The organism is Streptomyces sp. NBC_00425 (assembly GCF_036030735.1).
Taxonomy (GTDB): domain Bacteria; phylum Actinomycetota; class Actinomycetes; order Streptomycetales; family Streptomycetaceae; genus Streptomyces.
This window is the reverse complement of record NZ_CP107928.1, coordinates 9,712,705-9,736,594: the sequence shown is the minus strand read 5'-3', so window position 1 is coordinate 9,736,594 and position 23,890 is coordinate 9,712,705. Positions and strand designations below refer to the sequence as shown.

4 protein-coding genes and 4 pseudogenes are annotated in these 23,890 nt (G+C 74.2%); all 8 read right to left on the bottom strand.

Annotation, left to right across the window (positions count from 1 at the left end):
* Nucleotides 1-66: 66 nt before the first annotated feature.
* A pseudogene (locus OHS82_RS43705) lies at nucleotides 67-3,644 on the bottom strand (acyltransferase domain-containing protein); the annotation flags it as partial.
* Between the two features lie 144 nt (nucleotides 3,645-3,788).
* Nucleotides 3,789-7,328: pseudogene (locus OHS82_RS43700) on the bottom strand (type I polyketide synthase); the annotation flags it as partial.
* Between the two features lie 159 nt (nucleotides 7,329-7,487).
* A pseudogene (locus tag OHS82_RS43695) lies at nucleotides 7,488-9,934 on the bottom strand (acyltransferase domain-containing protein); the annotation flags it as partial.
* A gap of 165 nt (nucleotides 9,935-10,099) precedes the next feature.
* Nucleotides 10,100-14,767, bottom strand: a pseudogene (locus OHS82_RS43690) (beta-ketoacyl synthase N-terminal-like domain-containing protein); the annotation flags it as partial.
* Between the two features lie 11 nt (nucleotides 14,768-14,778).
* Nucleotides 14,779-17,928: a type I polyketide synthase gene (locus OHS82_RS42990; protein WP_328432907.1), complete on the bottom strand. Its 3,150-nt coding sequence runs from the start codon at nucleotides 17,926-17,928 to the stop codon at nucleotides 14,779-14,781.
* Complete coding sequence (locus OHS82_RS42985; protein ID WP_328432908.1) at nucleotides 17,925-21,074, bottom strand: non-ribosomal peptide synthetase; 3,150 nt, start codon at nucleotides 21,072-21,074, stop codon at nucleotides 17,925-17,927. The genes OHS82_RS42990 and OHS82_RS42985 overlap by 4 nt, the downstream gene beginning before the upstream one ends.
* A gap of 70 nt (nucleotides 21,075-21,144) precedes the next feature.
* A complete protein-coding gene (locus OHS82_RS42980; protein WP_057581822.1) occupies nucleotides 21,145-21,972 on the bottom strand; it encodes a hypothetical protein in 828 nt (275 codons plus the stop codon).
* Between the two features lie 91 nt (nucleotides 21,973-22,063).
* Nucleotides 22,064-23,785 (bottom strand): type I polyketide synthase, encoded by a 1,722-nt coding sequence (locus OHS82_RS43685; protein ID WP_443061844.1) that lies wholly within the window; start codon nucleotides 23,783-23,785, stop codon nucleotides 22,064-22,066.
* Nucleotides 23,786-23,890: the final 105 nt, after the last annotated feature.

The window sequence follows — 23,890 nt, the reverse complement described above, 5'->3', positions numbered from 1 at the left end:
GCTTGTGTGTGTGGGGGCTGCCCGTGTGCGGGCGGCCGGCTCCGGGGCCTGCCGCCCGCCCCGGGCCTACCGTGCGAGGAGCCGGTCCGCGAGGTGCGCCGCGAGTTCGGCGGAGGTGGGGTGGTCGAACACGACGCCGGGCGGCATCCGCAGCGCGGTGACGTCGTTGAGCGAGTTGCGCAGGGCGAGGGCGCTCAGCGAGTCGAAGCCGAGTTCGCGGAACTTGCGGTCCGGGTCGACGGCGCCCGCCGAGCCGTGGCCGAGCGCGGTGGCGGCGTGGTCGAGGACCAGTTCCAGCAGGAGCCGTTCGCGGCCGGGTCCGTCCAGCGCGACCAGACGCTGCTTGAACGTGGCGCCCTGACCGTCGCCGGCCCGCTGGACGGTGCGCCGGGCGGGGACGCGCACCAGGCCCCGCCACAGGGCCGGCAGGGCGCCGGACGCGGCGCGCGCGGCGAGCGCCTCGACGTCCGGTTCGGCGACGAGCAGCGCCGCCTCGCCCGCGTCCCACAGCCCGTCGTACACCTGCGGGCCGGTGGCCTCGGGCGTGACCCGGAGCGCGACCGCGGGCGCTCCGGCCGACCGCCGCTGCCGCGCCCAGGAGGCCAGCAGCGCGCCGGCCGCCGCGTCGACGGCGTCCCCCGGGCCCTCGGCGCCGGCCGCGGCGGACAGCAGGACGAGCGCGGGGGGCTCCGCGAGGGCGTCGATCGCCTCGCGCAGCGCCCGGATCCGCAGCGCCTCGGCGTGCAGGGCGGCGCCGATCCGGCCCGGCGCACTGCCGGCGACCGTCGCTCCCCCGGCCGCCCCGGCCCCGCTCTCCTCGGCCTGCCCCGGCGTCCCGTCCGTGCCGTGGGGGTGTGCCGCGGTGTGGACGACGGTGCGCAGGGGGCGGTCGGCGGGCAGGTCGCGCAGGAGCGCCGTCAGGGCGTGCGGGTCGGCCGGGTCGCAGGTCGCGGTGTCGACGCGGACGCCGAGTTCCCTCCACGCGGCTGCCGTCGCCCCGTCGACGCCCGGGTCCTCGCCCGGCTGCCCGAGCAGCAGCAGGTCGCGCACGCCGTGCCGCGTGACCAGGTGCTGGGCGAAGGAGGCGCTGAGCTGTCCGGCCGCGCCGCTGATCAACGCCGTGCCGCCGGCGGCCGTGTCGAGGGGACAGGCCGGGTCCGTCGTGCCGGCCGTCAGGTCGGCGCGGGCCAGCCGTGGCACGCGTACGACGCTGCGGCGCAGCATGACGTGGTCCTCGTCGGTGGTCAGCGCCTTCGTCAGGGCCCGCCAGGACGCCTTGGTGCCGTCGGTGTCGACCAGCACGAACCGGCCGGGCGCCTCGTCCTGGGCCGCGCGGATCAGTGCGCCGACCGCCGCCGTGGCGGGGTCGTCGCCTTCGTGCGCGGTGGCGCCGCGGGTGAGGACGACCAGCCGGGAGGCGGCGAGCCTGCGGTCGGCGAGCCAGGTCCGGGCGAGGCCGAGCACGTCCTCGGCGGACCGGCGGACGGCGCCGGCCGTCCCGTCGGCGGCCGGTGGGCTCGTGACCAGGACGACGTCGGGCGCCGCGACGCCGTCCGTCTCGATCCTGACCGCGAGCGTCTGCAGGTCGGGATACTCCTCGGCATACGTGCCCGCGGCCATGAGTCCGAGGCGCGCCTCGAACGGGTCGTCGCCGACGACGGCCCAGCTCCGGGGTGCGGGGGCGCCGCGCCCCCGGGTCCGCGCCTCGACCCACGTGAGCGTGTGGAGGGCGCCGCGCTGTGCGGCGGACGCCTGCCGCAGGTCGTGCGCGGCGACGGATCGCCACGTCAGGGCGTCGATCGTCGCCACCGGGGCTCCGGTGTCGTCCGCGACGGCCAGCGTGAGCCCGGGGCCGTCCGCGTCCTGGCGGGTCAGGCGTACGCGCACGACGGACGCCCCGACGGCATGGAGCGTGACGCCGTGCCACCGGTTGGGCAGCCGTGCGTCGGGGGCGTGGAGGGGCTGCGCCGTGCCGGCCGGGTCCGCGAGGCGCAGGGCCGTGCCGAGCAGAGCGGGGTGGACGCCGAAGCCGTCGGCGGACGTCCGCTCCTGCGGCTCCCCCGGGTCGAGGGCGATCTCCGCGTACAGTTCGCCGTCCCGCCGCCAGGCCGCACGCACCGCGCCCGGCCCGTCCGGGCCGCCGAGGCTGTCCAGAGCGGTGACGTCGACCGGGTCGGCGTCGAGCGGGGGCCACACCTCGAGGTTCCAGGACGGCGGTGTGCCGGCGTCCTCCTCGGCGGCGAGTACGGCGCGGGCGTGGCTGGTCCATGGCGTGCCCTGCGGCCGGTTCTCCCTGCGGGAGTGGAGGGTCATGACGCGCAGCCCCTCCGCGTCGGGCTCGCCGACCTCGACGCGGAGCTGGACGCCGCCGCGCTCGGGCATCACCAGGGGCTCGTGGAAGGCGAGTTCGTCGATCCGCTCGCAGCCGATCTCGCCGGCCGCGTGCAGCAGGGCGTCGGCGAGTGCGGCGGCGGGCAGCACGGTGACTCCGGCGCCGGTGTGTTCGACCAGCCGTCCGTGCGTGTTCGGGGAGAGCCGTCCGGTGAACAGGAGCGACTGCGCGCCCGGGAGTTCGACGGCCGGTCCCAGGAGCGGGTGGGCCGCGCCGGTTCCGAGGTCGGAGGGTGCGGTGGGCTGGTGGTGCGTGGAGTCGAGCCAGTAGCGGGTGCGTTGGAAGGCGTAGGTGGGCAGACCGACCGGCGGCACTCCGGTCGTCGCGGCCGGGAGGAGGGGCGTCCAGTCGACGGGAACGCCGTGCGCCCACGCCTGCCCCAACGAACGGGCGAAGCGCTCCATCCCGCCCTCGTCACGCCGCAACGACCCCACCGCCACCGCCACATCCGCACCCAGCGCGTCGAACGTCTCCCCCAGCCCCACCGTCAGCACCGGATGCGCACTGCACTCCACGAACGCCGTGAACCCGTCCGCCAGCAACCGCCGCGCCGCACCCTCGAACTCCACCGTCCCCCGCAGATTCCGATACCAATACCCCCCGTCCAACGACGCGTCCGCCACCACCTCACCCGACACCGTCGAATACAACGGCACCACCGGAACCCGCGGCGCCACCGGCTCCAACACCCGCGCCAACTCCTCCTCCAACACCTCCACATGAGGCGAATGCGAGGCATAATCCACCGGCACCCGACGCCACCGCACCCCTCCCCCTCCCACAACCCCGCCAACTCCTCCAACACCTCACACGAACCCGACACCACCGTCGACGACGGACCGTTCACCACCGCCACCGACACCCGACCCGGCCACCGCCCCACCACCGCACGCACCCGCTCCACCGGCAACGCCACCGACACCATCCCCCCACGCCCCGCCAACGCCACGATCGCCCGACTGCGCAACGCCACCACCCGCGCACCGTCCCCCAGCGACAACGCACCCGCCACCACCGCCGCCGCGATCTCCCCCTGCGAATGCCCCACCACCGCATCCGGCGCCACCCCGAACGAACGCCACAACTCAGCCAGCGACACCATCACCGCCCACAACGCCGGCTGCACCACATCCACCCGCTCCAACAGAGCGCCGTCGCCCTCCCCCAGCAGCACCTGAAGCAGATCCCACTCCACGAACTCGGACAACGCCCGCGCACACTCCTCCAACCGGGCCCGGAACACCGGCGCCTGCGCATACAACCCCGCCGCCATCCCCAACCACTGCGACCCCTGCCCCGGAAACACGAACACCGTCCGACCCGAAACGACCGGGTGGGAGGAGGTGTTGTCGGTGACGGTCCTGACGCCGTCCAGCAGGGTCGCCCGGTCGGTGCCGACGACGACTGCGCGGTGGTCGAAGGGGGTGCGGTGGTGGACGAGGGCGGATCCGATCGCGGCGATGTCCGTGTCGGGGTGGGCGGTCGCGAACTCGGCGAGACGCGCGGCCTGTTCACGCAGCGCGGCGGCCGACTTGGCCGACAGCGCCCACGGCACGACGGCGCCCGGGGCGTCCGCGCCGGGCCCGGCCACGCTCTCGGGCGTCTCCTGCCCGGGCGCCTGTTCCAGGATGAGGTGGGCGTTGGTGCCCGAGATGCCGAACGCGGAGACGGCGGCGCGGCGCGGGCGGCCCGTGCTGGGCCAGGGCTGTTCCTCGGTCAGCAGCTCGACGGCTCCCAGGTCCCAGTCGACGTGTGGTGTCGGCTGGTCGACGTGGAGGGTGCGCGGCAGGGTGCCCCGGTTCATCGAGACCACCATCTTGATCACGCCCGCGACGCCGGCGGCCGCCATGGTGTGGCCGATGTTGGACTTCAGCGAGCCCAGCCACAGCGGCTGTTCGGGGGTGTGGTCCTGCCCGTAGGTGGCCAGCAGGGCCTGTGCCTCGATCGGGTCGCCGAGCTTCGTGCCCGTGCCGTGCGCCTCCACCGCGTCCACGTCCGCGCCCGTCAGGCCGGCGTTCGCCAGCGCCTGGCGGATCACCCGCTGCTGCGAGGGCCCGTTGGGGGCGGTGAGGCCGTTGCTGGCGCCGTCCTGGTTGACGGCGCTGCCGCGGACGACGGCCAGGACCTCGTGGCCGTTGCGGCGGGCGTCGGAGAGCCGCTCGAGGAGGAGCACGCCGACGGCCTCGCCCCAGCCGGTGCCGTCGGCGCCGGCGGCGAACGCCTTGATGCGGCCGTCCTTGGCCAGTCCGCGCTGGCGGGAGAACTCCGTGAAGAAGCCGGGGGTCGGCATCACCGACACGCCGCCGGCCACGGCGAGGGAGCATTCGCCGCCGCGCAGTGCCTGTGCGGCCTGGTGGAGCGCGACCAGCGACGAGGAGCAGGCGGTGTCGATGGTGAGGGCGGGTCCTTCCAGGCCCAGGAAGTAGGCGAGGCGGCCGGACAGGACGCTGGTCGTCTTGCCGGTCAGCATCAGGCCGTCGACGCCGTCCGACGCCTCGTGCATGGGTGAGCCGTACTCCTGGGACAGGGCGCCGACGAAGACACCGGCCTGGCTGCCCTGGAGCGACTCGGGACGGATGCCCGCGCGTTCGAAGGCCTCCCAGGCGGTCTCCATGAGCAGCCGCTGCTGGGGGTCCATGGCGAGGGCCTCGCGCGGGCTGATCCCGAAGAAGTCCGCGTCGAAGCCGGCGGCGTCGTAGAGGAACGACCCCTTGCTGACGTAGCTCTTGTTGGACCGGTCCGGGTCGGCGTCGTGCAGGGTGTCGAGGTCCCAGCCGCGGTCGGTGGGCAGGTCGCCGACGGTGTCCCGGCCGGAGGTGAGGAGGTCCCACAGTGCCTGCGGGGTGGACACGCCGCCGGGCAGGCGCAGGCCGAGGCCGACGATGACGACCGGGTCGTCGCCGCTGTGCAGCGCGGCCACGGGCGCCGCCGGCGCGGCAGCGGAGCCGGAGCCGGCGGGGTCGTCGCCGAGTTCGCCGCGCAGGTAGGCGACCATGGCCGCCGGGGTCGGGTGGTCGAAGACGGCGGTGGCCGACAGGCGCAGATTCGTGGCCTCGTTGAGGCGGTTGCGCAGTTCGACCGAGGACAGCGAGTCGAAGCCGAGCGTCTTGAACTTGCTGTCGGCGCGGATCGCGCCGGGCGACCCGTGTCCGAGGACGGCGGCGGCGTGGCCGCACACGCTCTCCAGGAGCGTCCGCTCCAGTTCGGCTCCGGTGAGGCCGGCGAACGGGTGGGAGGCTGCGCTGCCGCCGGCGGCCGGGGCGGCGGCCACGGTGCGGCGGGTCCGGGCGCGGACCAGGCCGCTGAGGACGCCGGGCAGGGAGCCGGAGTCGGCCTGGGCGCGCAGTCGCGACAGGTCGAGCCGGGCGGGCACGAGGGCGGCGTCGGGCGAGGAGAGCGCCGCGTCGAACAGCGCGAGGCCTTCGTGGGAGGCCAGCGGCACCAGACCGGCGCGCGCCATGCGCGCGATGTCCACCTCGTCGAGTTCGCCGGTGAGTTCGCTGCGCTGGTCCCAGAAGCCCCAGGCGAGCGACGTCGCCTCGGCGCCCTGGGCGCGGCGGTGCTCGGCGAGTGCGTCCAGGTAGACGTTGGCGGCGCTGTAGTTGGCCTGGCCCGCGCCGCCGATCGTGCCCATCACGGAGGAGAACAGGACGAACGCGGCGAGGTCCAGGTCCGCCGTCAGCTCGTGCAGATGCCAGGCCGCGTCCGCCTTGGGCCGCAGCACCCGCTCAAGACGCTGCGGCGTCAGCGCCGTCACCGTGCCGTCGTCCAGCACCCCGGCCGTGTGCACCACCGCCGTCAGCGGATGCTCCGCCTCCACCGACGCCAGCAGGCCCGCCAGCGCCTGACGGTCGGCCACGTCGCACGCGGCGATCCGCACCGCCGCGCCCAGCGCGCCCAGTTCCGCTGCGAGGTCGGCCGCCCCGGGAGCGTCCGCGCCCCGGCGGCTCACCAGCAGCAGGCGCCGCACCCCGTACCCGGTCACCAGATGCCGGGCGAACAGCGCGCCCAGCGTCCCCGTGCCGCCGGTGACCAGCACCGTGCCGTGCGGGTTCCACATCGGCGGCATGGTCAGGACGATCTTTCCGGTGTTGCGTGCCTGGCTCAGGTGGCGGAACGCCTCGGGCGCCCTGCGGACGTCCCAGGTGCGGATCGGTGAGGGCCGCAGCGCGCCCCGCTCGAACAGTTCGATGACTTCCTCGAGCATCCGCCGGAACAGGTCGGGGTCCTCCTGGGCGACGGTCACCAGGTCGAACGCCTCGTAGGCGATTCCGGGGTGGGCCGCCGCGACCTCCTCGGGGTCGCGGATGTCGGTCTTGCCCATCTCGATGAAGCGCCCGCCGTGCGGCTGCAGGCGCAGCGAGGCGTCCACGAACTCCCGTGCCAGGCAGTCGAGTACGACGTCGACGCCGCGGCCGTCGGTCGCGGCGAGGAAGCTCTGCTCGAAGTCGAGGTCCCGGGAGGAGGCGATGTGGGTGTCGTCGAGGCCCGCGGCGCGCAGGGTGTCCCATTTGCCGGGGCTGGCGGTGCCGTACACCTCGGCGCCCAGGTGGCGGGCGAGCTGGAGGGCGGCCAGGCCCACGCCGCCGGCGGCGGCGTGCAGCAGCAGGCTCTCGCCGGGCTGGATGCGGGCCAGTTCCACCAGGGCGTAGTACGCGGTGCCGTAGACGATGGGGACGGCGGCGGCCTCCTCGAACGTCCAGTGGTCGGGGAAGCGCACGACCAGACGGTGGTCGACCACGGTCAGCGGGCCGAAGGCGTCGGGCAGCATGCCCATGACGCGGTCGCCGACGTCCAGACCGGTGACGGCCGGGCCGACCTCGGTGATCACGCCGGCGCCCTCGATGCCCAGGGAGGCGTCACCGGGGAGCAGCCCGAGCGTGTACACGACGTCCCGGAAGTTGAGCCCGGCCGCGCGGATCGCCACCCGGATCTCGTCGGGGCCCAGCGGCGCCGACGCCGCTTCGGCGGGGGCGAGGGTCAGCGCCTCCAGGGTGCCTCGGGTGCTCACGTCGAGGTGCCAGGGAGTGCCCGGGGCGCCGGCCGGCGGTGTCAGGGTGTCGGGCTGATGCGCCGCTCGGACCAGCCGCGGGACGAGCAACTCTCCTTCTCTCAGGGCGAGTTGTGGCTCGCCGGAGGCGAGGGCGGTCGCCAGTGCGCGGCCGGAGCGCTCGTCGTCGTCCAGGTCGATCAGGGCGAAGCGGCCGGGATTCTCCGTCTGCGCCGTGCGCAGCAGTCCCCAGACCGGGGCGTGGGCGGGGTCCGCGGGTCCCTCGCCCGGGGTGGTGCAGACCGCGCCACGGGTGACGACGGTGAGTCTGGCGGTGCCGAACCGCTCGTCGGCCAGCCAGCACTGCACGGCGTCCAGGGCCCGCTGGAGCGCCCGGTGCGCGGCGTCCGCGCCGAGGCGGTCGTCGCCCGGCCGGGCGCACAGGACGAGGAGCGCGTCGGGCGGGCCGGCGGTGTCGAGGGCCGTCGCGTCGGCGAAGGCGTCGAGGTCCGCGTACGGCTGTGTCGGCACGTGGTCCGGGGCGGCGCCGGTCCCGATCAGTGCCGGGAGCCGTGCGGGGGCGGGGTCCGGGACGGTGCTCGGGGCGGGCAGGATCGTCCAGTTCAGCCGGAAGAGGGCGTCGTCGACGATGGTGGAAGGGGTGCCGCCCAGTTGGGCGGGGTCGACGGGGCGCAGGGCGAGCGAGGCGACGGAGGCGACCGGACGCCCCGCCTCGTCGAACAGCTCCAGGCCCAGCCCGTTCTCGCCGGCCGGCACGATCCGCACCCGCACCGCCGCCGCACCCGTCGCGTGCAGACGCACACCCGACCACACGAACGGCAGCCGCGGCCCGCCCGCGCCCTCCCCCGCCGCCTCTCCCGCCGGCAGCAGCCCGGCATGCAGCGACGCGTCCAGCAACGCCGGATGCACCCCGAACCCCGCCACCGCCTCCCGCTCCCCCTCCCCCAGAGCGACCTCGGCGAACACCTCCGCACCCCGGCGCCACACCGCGCCCACACCCTGGAACACCGGCCCGTACTCATAGCCGGCCCCCGCCAACGCCCCGTACAGACCGCCCACATCCACCGCCCGCGCACCCTCCGGCGGCCACACCAGCCCCTCACCCGCAGGTGCGGCCGGTGGTGCGATGCCGAGTTCGCCGGTGGCGTGGCAGGTCCAGGCGGAGCCTTCGGCGTCGGTCCGGGAGTGGATCGCGACGGCCCTGCGGCCGGCTTCGTCGGGCTCGCCGACCTCGACCCGCAGGCGGACGGCGGTGCCTTCGGGCAGGAGCAGCGGCGCTTGGAGGGTGAGTTCGTCCAGGACGTCGCAGCCCGCCTCGTCGCCGGCGCGCAGCGCCATCTCCACGAACGCCGTCCCGGGCAGCAGCACCGTCCCGGCCACCGCGTGATCGGCCAGCCAGCCGTGCGACTTCAGCGACAGCCGCCCCGACAGCACCACGCTCTGCGTGCCGGCGAGCTCGACCACCGCGCCGAGCAGGGGGTGTGCGGCGGCGGTGAGGCCGGCGGCGGAGACGTCGGCACTCGTGGGCCCGACCGGGTCGAGCCAGTAGCGGGTGCGCTGGAAGGCGTAGGTGGGCAGACCGACCGGCGGCACTCCGGTCGTCGCGGCCGGGAGGAGGGGCGTCCAGTCGACGGGAACGCCGTGCGCCCACGCCTGCCCCAACGAACGGGCGAAGCGCTCCATCCCGCCCTCGTCACGCCGCAACGACCCCACCGCCACCGCCACATCCGCACCCAGCGCGTCGAACGTCTCCCCCAGCCCCACCGTCAGCACCGGATGCGCACTGCACTCCACGAACGCCGTGAACCCGTCCGCCAGCAACCGCCGCGCCGCACCCTCGAACTCCACCGTCCCCCGCAGATTCCGATACCAATACCCCCCGTCCAACGACGCGTCCGCCACCACCTCACCCGACACCGTCGAATACAACGGCACCACCGGAACCCGCGGCGCCACCGGCTCCAACACCCGCGCCAACTCCTCCTCCAACACCTCCACATGAGGCGAATGCGAGGCATAATCCACCGGCACCCGACGCCACCGCACCCCTCCCCCTCCCACAACCCCGCCAACTCCTCCAACACCTCACACGAACCCGACACCACCGTCGACGACGGACCGTTCACCACCGCCACCGACACCCGACCCGGCCACCGCCCCACCACCGCACGCACCCGCTCCACCGGCAACGCCACCGACACCATCCCCCCACGCCCCGCCAACGCCACGATCGCCCGACTGCGCAACGCCACCACCCGCGCACCGTCCCCCAGCGACAACGCACCCGCCACCACCGCCGCCGCGATCTCCCCCTGCGAATGCCCCACCACCGCATCCGGCGCCACCCCGAACGAACGCCACAACTCAGCCAGCGACACCATCACCGCCCACAACGCCGGCTGCACCACATCCACCCGCTCCAACAGAGCGCCGTCGCCCTCCCCCAGCAGCACCTGAAGCAGATCCCACTCCACGAACTCGGACAACGCCCGCGCACACTCCTCCAACCGGGCCCGGAACACCGGCGCCTGCGCATACAACCCCGCCGCCATCCCCAACCACTGCGACCCCTGCCCCGGAAACACGAACACCGTCCGACCCGAAACGACCGGGGGCAGAGCTGAGTCGGTGCGGGCCAGTTCCTGGGCGGCCGCGATCAGGCCTTCTCGGTCCGTGGCCGTGAGGACGGTGCGGTGGTCGAACCGGGTCCGTGACCTCGCGAGTGCCGATGCGACGGCCAGCGGTGAGATGTCCGGCCTGGCGGTGGTGAACTCGGCGAGGCGGGCGGCCTGTTCACGCAGCGCGGCGGGGGTCTTGGCCGACAGCACCCACGGCACCACAGCCGCAGCCGCCTGCGCAGCGGCCGCATCCTCGGCGGCAGCGGACTCGGCCGCGGACGCGGGTCCTGTCGCGTCCGTCGCCTCGGGCGTCCCCTGCCCGGGCGCCTGTTCCAGGATGAGGTGGGCGTTGGTGCCGGAGATCCCGAAGGACGAGACGGCCGCCCGGCGCGGCCGCCCGGCCTCGGGCCACGGCCGCTCCCGCGCGAGCAGCGACACCGCTCCCGCCGCCCAGTCCACCCGGGCCGTCGGCTCCTCGACGTGCAGCGTGCGCGGCAGGACCCCGTGCCGCAGCGCCATCACCATCTTGATCACACCGCCGACCCCGGCCGCCGCCATCGTGTGACCGATGTTCGACTTCAACGACCCCAGCCACAACGGCTGTTCAGGCGTGTGCTCCTGCCCGTAGGTGGCCAGCAGGGCCTGCGCCTCGATCGGGTCGCCGAGCCTGGTGCCCGTGCCGTGCGCCTCCACCGCGTCCACGTCCGCGCCCGACAGACCCGCGTTCGCCAGCGCCTGGCGGATCACCCGCTGCTGCGACGGCCCGTTCGGAGCCGTCAGCCCGTTGCTGGCGCCGTCCTGGTTGACCGCGCTGCCGCGGACGACGGCCAGAACCTCGTGGCCGTTGCGGCGCGCGTCGGACAGCCGCTCCAGCACCACCACCCCCACACCCTCGCCCCAGCCGGTGCCGTCCGCGTCCTGCGAGAACGCCTTGCAGCGGCCGTCCGCCGACAGGCCCTGCTGCCGCGAGAACTCCACGAACATCCCCGGCGACGCCATCACCGTCGCCCCGCCCGCCAACGCCAGCGCGCACTCCCCCGCACGCAACGACTGCGCCGCCAGATGCAACGCCACCAACGACGCCGAACACGCCGTGTCCACCGTCACCGCCGGACCCTCAAGCCCCAACGTGTACGCGATACGCCCCGACGCCACACTCGCCGTCGTCCCCGTCAGCAGATAGCCCCCGGCGTCCTTCGCGGGTTCGTACAGGCGCGGCCCGTACTCCTGCGTCATCGCCCCGACGAAGACACCCGTGCGGCTGCCCTTGAGGGTGTGCGGGAGGATGCCGGCCGTTTCGAGGGACTCCCACGCGGTCTCCAGCAGCAGGCGCTGCTGGGGTTCCATGGCCTGGGCCTCGCGGGGGCTGATGCCGAAGAAGGCGGCGTCGAACATGTCGGCGTCGTAGAGGAAGCCCCCGTGCCGGGTGTAGGTCTTGTCGGCGCTGCCGCGCTCGGGGTCGTAGAGGTCGTCCTGGTCCCAGCCCCGGCCGTCGGGCAGCGGGCCGATGGCGTCAGTGCCCGTGCTGATCAGACGCCACAGGTCGTCCGGCGATGCCACTCCGCCGGGGTAGCGGCAGGCCATGCCGACGACGGCCAGCGGCTCGTCCGACAGGGCGGACTTCTCGACGTGCTCGGGCGCGTCGGCGACACCGAGCAGGGTCGTCACGATGTGCCGGGCCAGGATCTCGGGGGTCGGGTAGTCGTAGACGAGGGACGGGGGCAGCGCGACGCCGAGGTCGGCGGACAGGCTGGAGCGCAGGTCGACGGAGGTCAGGGAGTTGTAGCCGAGCTCCTTGAACGGCAGCGCCGGGTCGACCTCGTTCTCGGCGCCGTACTCCAGGATCTCGGCGGTGTGCCTGCTGATCAGTTCGGCGATCAGCGCGATGCGCTGCGAGTCGCTCAGACCGTGCAGCCGCTCGGCCCAGTCGTGACCGTCCGCCTCCGTGTCGTTCTCGGCTTCGGAGTCGAGGCCGGCGTCGGGGGCGGCGTCGGGGGCGGCGTCGGCCGAGGCCGGAGCCGGAGCCGTGCGGCCGGGGGTGTCGATCCAGTACCGCTTGTGCTGGAAGGCGTAGGTGGGCAGGGTGATACGCCGGCCGGCGCCCAGGAGGGGGGTCCAGTCGGCGGGGGTGGCGGTGGTGGAGACTGCGGCCAGGGCGCGCAGGGCGGTGCGGGTCTCGTCCTTGTCCTTGTGCAGGACCGCGACCGCGGTGACGCTGCCTGTGGTGCCGGTGTCGGTGTCGGTGTGGGTGTCGAGGGTGTTCTTGACGAGGGCGGTCAGGACGGGGTCGGGGCCGAGTTCGAGGTAGGCGGTGATCCCGCGCGCGTGCAGGGCCTGGACGCCGTCGTGGAAGCGGACCGCCGCCCGGATGTGCCCCGCCCAGTACCCCGGGTCGGTCAGCTCGCCTTCGCCGGCTGGGGCGCCGGTGACGTTGGAGATCACCGCGAGCCGCGGCTCACGGAACACGATCCCGGCGACGGCCTCCTCGAACCGGGCGACCGCGGTGTCCATGTGCGGGGAATGGAAGGCGTGCGAGACCGCCAGACGCTTGACGCGCACCCCCTCCTGCCGGAAACGCTCCGCGAGCTCCCCGGCGGCGTCGGCGTCGCCGGAGACGACGACCGCCGAAGGCCCGTTGACCGCCGCCAGCGCCAGCCGCCCCCCGAACGACGCCACCACCGGCGCCACGTCTGCCGCGGGCGCGGCGACGGCGATCATCGCGCCGCCCGCCCGGGCGGCCTGCATCAGCCGGCCCCGCACCGCCACCAGCCGGCACGCGTCCGCCAGCGAGAACACCCCCGCCGCATACGCCGCCGCAACCTCGCCGACCGAATGCCCGATCACCGCGTCCGGGCGCACCCCCCACGACGACACCAGAGCGAACAACGCCGACTCCACCGCGAACAGGGCCGCCTGCGTGAACTGGGTTTCCTCCAGCAACGCCGCCTCGGCGCTGCCCTCCTCCGCGAACACCAGCGCCTTCAACGACCGGCCCAGCTCCCCATCCAGGTGGGCGCACGCCGCGTCGAAGGCCTGCGCGAACACCGGGAACGCCGCATACAACTCCCGCCCCATCCCGGCACGCTGGCTGCCCTGCCCGGAGAACATCACCGCAAGCCCGCCCGCGCCGGTGGCGCGGCCCCGCACCACATCCGCGCCGCTCTTGCCGGCCGCCAGCGCGTCCAGGCCCGCCAGGAGCTGTTCACGACCCTCGCCCAGCACCACCGCCCGGTGCTCGAACACCGACCGCGTCACCGCCAGCGACCACCCCACATCCACCGGATCCGAACCGGCACCTCGCACGAACTCCGCCAGTCGTGCGGCCTGTTCGCGCAGCGCGGCAGGCGTCTTCGCGGACAGCGTCCACGGCACCACGCCACCACCGACCGCGGGATCCTCAAGCGCGGTCTCGGCCGGCGGCCGCTCGGGTCCGGCGGTGAGGACGAGGTGGCAGTTGGTGCCGCCCATCCCGAACGAGGACACACCCGCCACCGGGGCCGCGTCGTCGTGCTGCGGCCAGGGCTCCGTCTGGGTCTGCACCCGCAGGTTCAGCTCCTGCAGGTCGATGCCCGCAGCCGGCGAGCGGAAGTGCAGGCTCGCCGGAATGAGCCGATGCCGCACCGCGAGCGCCGCCTTGATCAGGCCGACGATGCCCGCCGCGCCCTCCAGATGCCCCACGTTCGTCTTGGCCGACCCCACCCGCAACGGCTCCCCGCGGCCCTCGGCCCGGCCCAGCACCGCGCCCAGCGCCCGCGCCTCCACCGGATCGCCCGCCCGCGTCCCCGTCCCGTGCAACTCCACATAACCCACCGCCGTAGGCGAGACGCCCGCATCCGCATACGCCAGACGCAGCACCTCCTCCTGACCCGCCGCGGAAGGAACCGTCAGCCCCGCACCGCCGCCGTCGTTGGTCACCGCGCCGCCCGCGATCACACACACCACGTCGTCGCCGTCCGCCACCGCGTCCGAGAGCCGCTTCAGCACCACGAGGCCACCGCCCTCGCCCCGCACATAACCCTCCGCCCGCTCATCGAAGACATAGGCGCGGCCCTGCGGCGACATTCCGCCGAACTTGGAGACGGTGACCTGCGACTCCGGGGCGAGGATCAGGTTCACGCCGCCGGCCAGGGCCCACTCCACGTCTCCGCGGGCCAGTGCCTGGCAGGCCTGGTGGACGGCGACCAGCGCGGACGACTGGCCCGAGTCCACTGTCAGCGAGGGGCCGGTGAGGCCCAGCAGGTAGGAGACGCGGTTGGCGATGACGCTGCGGGCCAGGCCGGTGGAGGTGAAGGTGCCGACGGCCTCCACACCGGCCTGGCGTACGAGGGTCGCGTAGTCGTCGGCCATCGCGCCGACGAACACGCCGGCGCGGCTGCCCCGCAGACGGTCCGGGACCGTCCCGGCGTTCTCGAGGGCTTCCCAGGCCAGTTCCAGGACGAGGCGCTGCTGGGGGTCCATCGCGGTGGCCTCCCGCGGCGAGATCCCGAAGAAACGCGCGTCGAACCCGTCGACCCGGTCGAGGAACCCGCCGCGCCGCGCCACGGCGCGGCCCGGCGCGGAAGGGTCCTCGCTGAAGAACGCGTCGGCGTTCCAGCGGTCGGCGGGGACCTCCCGGACGGCGTCGCGGCCCTCGGCCAGCAGCTCCCAGAACTGCCCCGGCCCGTGCGCTCCTCCTGGCAGGCGGCAGGAGATGCCGACCACGGCGACGGCGTTTTCCCCGAACGACTGGTGCGACGTGTTCGACATGAAAGGCAGCCTCAATCCGTACTCATCAGCGCGTGCGCGTGGCTCGCTATCGCTTCGAATGTGGGGTGGTCGTAGACGACCGTGGGGGGCAGGTCGACTCCGGTCGCCTGGGTCACCTTGTTGCGCAGGTCGACCGCCATGAGGGAGGTGAATCCCAGGTCGAGCAGCGGTGTTCCGAGCGGGACGGTGTCGGGCGAGTCGGCGCCCATGACCTCCGCGGCGGCTTCCACGACGCAGGTGAGGATCAGCGCGTGCCGGTCGGCGGGCGCCGCCGCCGCGAGGCGCGCGGCCCATGTCTCGTCGCCGTCCGGGTCCTGGTCGGTCGTGGGGGCCTGGGGTGCGGGGCCGTGCGCGGTTCGGGGCGTGGCCGGGGTGACCTCGTCGAGCCAGTAGCGGCGGCGCTGGAAGGGGTAGGTCGGCAGTTCGGCGCGGGCGGCCGTCTGGCCGTCGTGCTGCGCGGCCCAGTCGACGGCCGCGCCGCGCACGTGGAGGCGTGCGAGCGCTGCCAGGAACGCCTCGGGTTCCCTCTGGTCGCGGCGGGACAGGGCGACGGCGTCGCCGGGCGCGCCGTCGAGGCATTCGGCGACCATCGGCGTCAGGACGCTGTCGGGGCCGGCTTCGACGAAGGTGGTGACGCCGTGGGCGGTGAGCCGGCGGACGCCGGTGGCGAAGCGGACGGGTTCGCGGACGTGGCGTACCCAGTATTCGGGGGTGAGGAGCGCTTCGGGGGACGTCTCGCCGGTGAGGTGGGAGATGATGGGCAGTTGCGGCCGGTGGTAGGTCAGTTCTTTGGCGACGCGGTGGAAGTCGTCGAGCATGGCGTCCATGTGCGGTGAGTGGAAGGCGTGGCTGACCTGGAGCCGTTTGGTCCGCCTGCCGTGTTCGCGCCAGTGGGTGTCCAGTTCCTGTACGGCGGCGGTGTCGCCGGAGACGACGACGGAGGCGGGGCCGTTCTCGGCGGCCAGCGCGATCTCGTGTTCGCGGCCGGCCAGCAGGGGTTGCAGTTCGGCTGCGGTGGCCTGCACGGCGAGCATGGCGCCGCCTTCGGGCAGGGCCTGCATGAGCCGTCCTCTGGCGGCGACCAGCCGGGCGGCGTCCGGCAGTGTCCAGACGCCCGCGACGTGCGCGGCGGTGAGTTCGCCGATGGAGTGTCCGGCGACGAAGCCGGGGGTGACGCCGAAGCGTTCGAGGAGGCGGTACAGGGCGACTTCGACGGCGAAGACGCCGGCCTGGGTGTAGGCGGTGCGGTTGATCAGGTCCTGGGGTTGCGCGGTGCCGAACAGGACGTCGTGCAGGGGTAGTTCGAAGTGGGGGTCCAGTGCGGCGCAGGCCGTGTCGAGGGCGTCGGCGAAGGCGGGGAAGCGCTGGTACAGGTCGCGGCCCATGCCGGGGCGTTGCGATCCCTGTCCGGAGAAGAGCACCGCGCAGGGGGATTTGGCGGCTGGGTCGGGGGCGCCGCGCACGGTGTGCGGGGCGCCGGTGCCGCGGGCGAGTTTGTCCAGGCCCTGGAGCAGGGCGTCGCGGCCGGGTGCGACGAGTACGGCCCGGTGGTCGAAGAGGGTGCGGCTGGTGACGAGGGCGTGGGCGACGTCGCCGGTCGCAAGGCCGGGGCGGGCCGTGAGGTGTGCGCCGAGCCGTGCCGCTTGTGTGCGCAGGGCCTTGGGGGTGTGTGCGGACAGGGGGACGGCGAAGGCCGTCGCGGGGGTCGCCGTGCCGGGCGCCGTCGTCTCGGGGGCTGTCGCCTGGGGGGGTGTCGCCTGGGGGGCTTCTTCGACGATGACGTGTGCGTTGGTGCCGCTGATGCCGAACGAGGAGACGCCCGCGCGTCGGGGGCGGTCGGTGCGCGGCCAGTCGACGGGTTCCTGCAGCAGCCTCACGGGGGTGGCCGTCCAGTCGATGTGCGGTGTCGGCCGTTCGGCGTGCAGGGTCTTGGGCAGGACGCCGTGGCGCAGTGCCAGCACCATCTTGATGACGCCGCCGATGCCGGCGGCGGCCTGGCTGTGGCCGATGTTGGATTTCAGCGAGCCCAGGTACAGGGGCCGTTGGGGGTCGCGTCCGGTTCCGTAGACGCTTTGGATGGCGTGGCCTTCGATGGGGTCGCCGAGGGTGGTGGCGGTGCCGTGGGCCTCCACGGCGTCGATGTCGTGGGGTGTGAGGCGGGCGTCGGCGAGCGCGTCGCGGATGACGCGTTCCTGGGAGGGTCCGTGGGGGGCGGTGAGGCCGTTGCTGGCGCCGTCCTGGTTGACGGCGCTGCCCCGCAGGACGGCCAGGACGGGTCGTCCGGCGCGGACCGCGTCGCTGAGGCGTTCCAGGTAGAGCATGCCGACGCCCTCGGCCCAGCCGGTGCCGTCGGCGTCGGCGGAGAAGGAGCGGCAGCGGCCGTCGGCGCTGAGGCCGCGTTGGCGGGCGAACTCGGTGAAGACGGTGGGGGTGGCCATCACGGTGACGCCGCCGGCGAGGGCGGCGGTGCATTCGCCGCGGCGCAGCGCCTGGCAGGCCAGGTGGAGGGCGACCAGCGACGACGAGCAGGCGGTGTCGACGGTGAGGGCGGGGCCCTGCAGGCCCAGGGAGTACGAGATGCGTCCGGAGGCGACGCTGGCCGCGCTGCCGCTGCCGATGTAGCCCTCGTAGCCGTCGGGGACGGGGCGCAGGCGTGCGCCGTAGTCGTTGTACATGACGCCGACGAAGACGCCGGTGCGGCTGCCGTGCAGGGTGCGCGGGTCGAGGCCGGCGCGTTCCACGGCTTCCCAGCTGTGCTCCAGCAGGAGCCGTTGCTGGGGGTCGATGGTGAGGGCTTCTTTGGGGGTGATGCCGAACAGGGGGGCGTCGAAGGAGGCTGCGTCGGGCAGGAATGCGCCGTTGCGGGTGTAGCAGGTGCCCGGGGTGTCGGGGTGGGGGTGGTAGAGCGCGTCGAGGTCCCAGCCGCGGTCGGTGGGGAAGTCTCCGACGGCGTCGGCGCCGGTGTCGAGGAGGCGCCACAGGTCGTCGGGGGAGGCGACCGCGCCGGGGTAGGCGCAGCCGATGCCGACGACGGCGATCGGTTCGTGCGCGGCGTCGTCGAGTTCCTGGACGCGGCGGCGTGCCTCGCGCAGGTCGACGGTCATCCGCTTGAGGTAGTCGAGGAGTTTGGCCTCGTCGCCGGTGGGTGCGGCCGTCGTCACGGGGTCGGTTCCTCTCCGCGGGCCCGGCGCACGCGTGCGGCCAGGCGGGCCGGGGTGGGGTCCGCGTACAGGTCGGTCATGGCGAGGGGGGTGGCGAGGCTGTCCTCGACGCGTTGGACGAGTTGGGCGCCGAGCAGGGAGTGGCCGCCGTGGGCGAAGAAGTTGGCGTCGGCGTCGACGTCCGTGCGTTGCAGCAGTTCCCGCCACAGGGCGACGAGTTCGGCGACGAGGGTGTCGCCGCCGTACGGGTCGGCGCCGGCGGTTTCGGCGCGCCGGGTGCGGTGTTGGCGGGCGAGGCGTTCGAGGGCGAGGTAGTCGGTCTTGTGGCTGACGGTGGAGGGGAAGGAGTCGACGACGACGAACTCCTGTGGGACGCAGGAGCCGGGCAGGGTGGCCCGGGCGTGCTCCCAGAGTCGGTCGGCGACGGTGTCGGGGGCGGCGGCGGTCTGCACGAAGGCGACCAGGAGGGGTCCGGCGCCGGCTTCGTCGACGACGACGGCGGCGCCCTGGACGTCGGGGTGTTCGAGGAGGACGGCTTCGACCTCGCCGAGTTCGATGCGGTTGCCGCGCAGTTTCACCTGGCGGTCGATGCGGCCGTGCAGGGCGACGGTGCCGTCGGGCCGCCAGCAGGCGAGGTCGCCGGTGCGGTAGAACAGGCCGAGTTTGAGGTGGCTGCCGAAGCGGTCCATGGTCAGTTCGGGCCGGTTGTGGTAGCCGAGGGCGACGCCGCTGCCGGCGATGCAGAGTTCGCCGCGTACGCCCAGGGGCAGTTCGCGGCCTTCGGTGTCGGTGATGAACAGGTGGGTGTTGGCCATGGGGGCGCCGATGTCGACGGTCGCGGCGCCGGGCGGGATGTCGCCGCAGGTCGAGTAGATCGTCGTCTCGGTCGGCCCGTACATGTTGATCAGGCGGCAGCCGGTGGCGGTGATCCTGCGGGCCAGTGCGGGCGGCATGGGTTCGCCGCCGGTGATGGCGCGCAGGGGGGCGAGGAGGTCGCCGGCTTCGTCGGCGATGAGGTTCCAGGTGGTGGGGGTGGCCTGGATGATGCCGACGCGGTGGCGTCGCAGGACGTCGAGCAGGACGCGGCCGTCTCGGCGGGCGGCGTCGGGCGCCACGGCGACGCGGGCGCCCGCGATGAGCGGCACGAACAGTTCCAGGGCGGAGATGTCGAAGGTGAAGGTGGTCAGCCAGAGCATGACGTCGTCGGCGGTGGGGGCGATCTCCCGCTCGAAGTGGGCGATGGCGTTGGCCAGTCCGCGGTGGGTGAGGATGGTGCCCTTGGGCTTGCCGGTCGATCCGGAGGTGTAGATCAGGTAGGCGGTGTCGCCGGGGGCGGGGGCGGTGGCGAGGTCGTCGTCGCGGGGAATCGAGCTGTCGTGGGGTCCGGCGAGGGCCGCCATGGGGTGGACGCGGACGCTGTCGTCGGCGGCGTGGGCGGTGTCGAAGTCGGGGGCGGCGAGGACGGTGCGGGTGCCGGAGTCCTGGAGGAGGTAGGCGGTGCGCTGGGCGGGGTGGTCGGGGTCGAGCGGCAGGTAGGCGGCGCCGGCGAGCCAGGTGCCCAGGACGGCCGCGGCCAGTTCGGGGCTGCGGCGTCCGCCGAGGGCCACGATGTCGCCGGGCCGGGTGCCGGCCGTTCGCAGCACGTCGCGGTCGGCGAGGGCGGTGTGCCACAACTGGCTGTAGGTGACGGTGCGTTCGCCGTCCTCGAAGGCGACGGCGTGCGGGGTGCGGCGGGCGGCTTCGGCGATTGCCTCGACGACGGTGGCGGGCACGACCTCGGTGGAGGTGTCGTTGGCGGCGTCGATGACGGCGTGGTCGCGTGCGCCGAAGAGGGACAGTTCCCCCATGGGCCGGTCGGGGTTGTCGCCGACGGCGACGAGGAGGGCGTCGAAGCGCTCCAGGAGGAGTTCGGTGTCGGTGCGGCTGAGGATCTCGGTGTAGTGGACGCCGCGGATGGTGAGCTGTTCGGGTGAGGAGAGGAAGAAGAACTCCAGGTCGAACTTGCTGTACCCGTTCTCGACGAGGAGGCGGCGGGCGGTGGCGCCGTCGAGTTCGAAGGTCGTCGGCCCCACGTTCGGGACGTAGTTGAACAGGTGCCGGAAGAGGGTGTTGCGCCAGGTGCTGCCGGTGTGCTGGATTTCGGGGAGGAGGACGTCCACGGGTACGTCGGCGTGGCTGATGGCGCCGAAGAACGCTTCGCGGGCCTGGCCGGCGAGGTCCCGGAACCCGGCGTCGAGGTCGACGCGGGCCCGCAGCGGGAGGGTGTTGACGTGGTAGCCGACGGCGTCGGCGGCGGTGGCGGGGCGCACGTTGGCGGGTGATCCGACGACGAGGTCGGGGCCGGCGCCGTGGCGGGCGAGCAGCAGGTAGTAGGCGGCCAGCAGGATGACCGCCTCCGGGGCGCGCAGTTCTTTCTGGAGGCGGCCCACCGCGTCCCGGGCGGCGTCGGAGAGCGTGTGCAGGACGCAGCCGCCGGTGAGGGTCGGGTCGGGGCGGTCGTCCGTGCCGCAGTTCAGGCCGAGCGCGGTGGGGTCGAAGTCGCGCAGGTGGTGGCGCCAGTAGGCGAGGCTCTGCGGGGTGCAGGGCGAGGAGTTGAGGGCGGGCCGGGGCTGCCCCAGGTCGTCGGGTACGGCGAGGCCGGCGGCGACGGCCTCGTAGACGCGGGTGAACTCGCTCAGGAGGATCTCGGCGGACACGGTGTCGAAGACGATGTGGTGGACGACGAGGCAGAAGACGTCGCCGTCGGGGCCCTGGAAGTGGCCGGCCCGCACCAGGGGCCGGCCGTCGAAGGCGAAGGGGCGGGCGACGAGCTGGGCGACGGCGGCTTCGGCGCCGCCGTCACCGGTGGGCCGGGTGTCGACGGGGACGGCGAACCGGCCGGCGGCGACGGTCTGCTTGACCAGGGCGCCGTCGGCGTCGTGGAACACGGTGCGCAGGCTCTCGTGCCGGGCGAGCAGGGCGTCGAGGGTCTGCTGGAGTTCCCACTCCCCCAGTGGCTCGTCGGTGGAGAACACCACGGACAGGTTGTTGACGGCTCCGGACGGGACGAGCTTCTCCAGCAGCCACAGCGCCTGCTCCTTGCGGGTGGCCGCGGTCAGGGCGGCACGGGCCGGGCCGTTCGCTTGCGTACGCGTGGTGGTGGTCATGTCCGGATTCCTTCTGTGACCTGGAACAGGGAGGGGGCGCGGGTGGCCGTTGCGGGCGCTGCGGCGGGGGTCAGGCGGCGAGGAGCCGGGAGACCGTCCGGGCGATCTCGGGCGTCGAGAGGATCTCCACGTGCGGCACCGTGAAGAAGATCTCCTCGGCCACGAGGTCGTCGCCGTGGTCGGGGTTGAGCATGCGGAAGCCGTTGAGGCCGCTGGTGGGTGTGGCGGAGGTGATGGCGGTGCACTTCTTCCAGACGGCGGTCGGGTCGATCTGCTCGGCGGTGGACAGGTAGCTGAGGAAGCCGCCGGCCGTCTCGACCATCTCGGCGCGGCGCCGCTCGTCCAGGCCGAGCTTGGCGCAGGCCTTCTGGGCGATGCCGTGGTAGAGGAGCAGCAGCCGGCGGGCCAGGTCGGTGAGGCTGGTGCACTCCTCCTGGGCGCGCTGGGCGGCGTCCTGGACGGGGCCGACCTCGGCCGCGCCGAGGGTCGACTCCATCTGGCCGACGGCCTTGTGGAACTGCCAGTACATGGGTGCGGCGGCGGCCCGCTCCGGGTCGAAGAGGACGGTTTGCGGGAAGTGGCCCTGGAGCCGCTCGATCTCCTCGGCCAGGGCGGCGGCGTAGGTGCCGCCCGCGCAGAACGCGAGGATCGCCCTGACGTGTTTGCCGCTGGTGGCGACCTCGTCGACCCACTGCTTGATGTAGGCGTCGGCGGGCAGGTCGGGGCGGGAGGCGACGGCCTGCGGCAGCGTCTCCCACACGGTGTGGCCCGGCTCGAGCAGCGGCACGAAGTCGCTGAAGCGGGCCTCGCCGCGGCCGGTGGCGTCGAAGTCGACGGCGAGGACGACCTCGTCGGCGGCGCCGCTGCTGAGCTGCTTCCATGTGGTGAGCGTGTTCATGGGATCTTCCGTTCTGTCGGTGTGTTCGGTTCCTGCCGGTGTCTTCGGTTCCTGCCGGTGCCGGAGGGGGTCGGGGTGGGGCGGCCCGCGGTCAGCGCGACAGCCCGCCGAACTCCTGGTCGATCAGTTCGAAGAGGTCGGCGGCGGAGGCGGACTCGATGCGGCCGGCGCCTTCGGCGGTGTCGTCAGGGCCGCCGTCGCGGGCCGGCGCCGACCACAGGGCGAGCAGGTTCGCCATCCGGTCGGCGACGGCGCGGCGCAGGTCCTCGTCGTCGGCGGGGCTCGCCAGGGCGGCCTCGAGGCGGTCGAGTTCGGCGAGCACGGGCGGCTGCGCGGCGGCCGGTTCGAGCTTGCGGAGCAGATGCCGGGCGAGGGCGTTGGGGGTGGGGTGGTCGAAGGCGAGGGTGACGGGCAGCGCGAGGCCGGTGAGCGCGCAGAGCCGTTTGCGTAGTTCGCCTCCGGTGAGGGAGTCGAATCCCGCGGTCTTGAAGGCGAGGTCGTCGTCGACGCGGGAGGCGTCGTCGTGTCCCAGGACGGCGGCGACGGTGGTGCGGATCAGGTCGAGGACGGCCTTCTCCTGCTGGGGCCGTTCCAGGCCGGCGAGGCGCCGGGCCAGTTCCGTGGCGTCGGCCGCGGGTGGGGCGGCGCGGCGTGCGGTGTGCGGCGCCAGGCCGCGCAGCCGGTGGGCGAGGGTGCCGTCGGCGGCGCGGGCGTGCAGCGCCGCCGGGTCGAAGCGGGCGGCGACCAGCAGGGGTTCGTCGGTGGCGAGCGCGGCGTCGAGGAGCGCGAGCCCGTCGGCGGCGGACAGCGGCAGCAGGCCGCCGTGGGCGGCGCGGGCCAGGGCCGCCGCGTCGAGGCGGGTGGCGAGGCCGGCGCCCGCCCTCTCCTGGCTGTCGCCCCACAGGCCCCAGGCGAGGGAGGTGGCGGGCAGGCCCTGGGCGTGGCGGTGGTGGGCGAGGGCGTCGAGGAAGGTGTTGGCGGCGGCGTAGTTGGCCTGTCCCGCGTTGCCCGCCTGTCCGGCGAGGGAGGAGAACAGGACGAACGCGGCCAGGTCCTGGTGTGCGGTCAGCTCGTGCAGGTACCAGGCGCCGTCGGCCTTGGGGCGCCACACCGTGTCGAAGCGCTCGCGGTCGAGGGAGGTGATGATGCCGTCGTCGAGGACGCCCGCGGCGTGCACGACGGCGGTCAGCGGGTGTCGGGCGGGCACGCCGTCGACCAGCCGGGCGAGGGCGTCGCGGTCGCTGGTGTCGCAGGCGGTGACGGTGACCGTGGCTCCCAGGCCGGTGAGTTCGGCGGTGAGGTCGGCGGCGCCGGGGGCGTCGGGGCCGCGGCGGCCGGTGAGCAGCAGGCGCCGGACGCCGTGGTGGGTGACCAGGTGCCGGGCGACCAGCGCGCCGAGGGCGCCGGTGCCGCCGGTGATCAGGACGGTGCCGTCCGGGTCGAGGCCGGCGGCCCGTGTGCGCGGCCCGGCGGGGCGGGCGTGCAGCCGCGGCACGTGTGCGGTGCCCCGCCGCAGGAGCAGCTCGGGCTCGCCGGCGGCGAGGGCGGCGGGCAGGGCTCGCAGCGAGGCGGTGTCGTCGTCGGTGTCGAGGACGGCCGTGCGCCCGGGGTGCTCGGAGCCGGCGGCCCGCAGCAGCCCCCACAGCGGCGCCGCGGCGAGGTCCGCCGGGTGCGGGTCGCGGCCGGGCGCGGGTTCCGCGCCGTGCGCGAGGACGGCCAGGGCGCTGTCCGCGAGGAGTTCGTCGGCCAGCAGATCCTGGACGAGGGTGAGGGTCCGGTAGGTCTCGGCGGCTGCCCGGGTCGGGTCGCTCACGCCGTGCGGGCTCGTCAGGACGGTGCGCGGAGCGGGCCGTCCCGCGGCCACCGATGCGCTGAGCGCCGCGATGTCGGGGTAGGGCTCGTCGCACAGCCCCAGGGC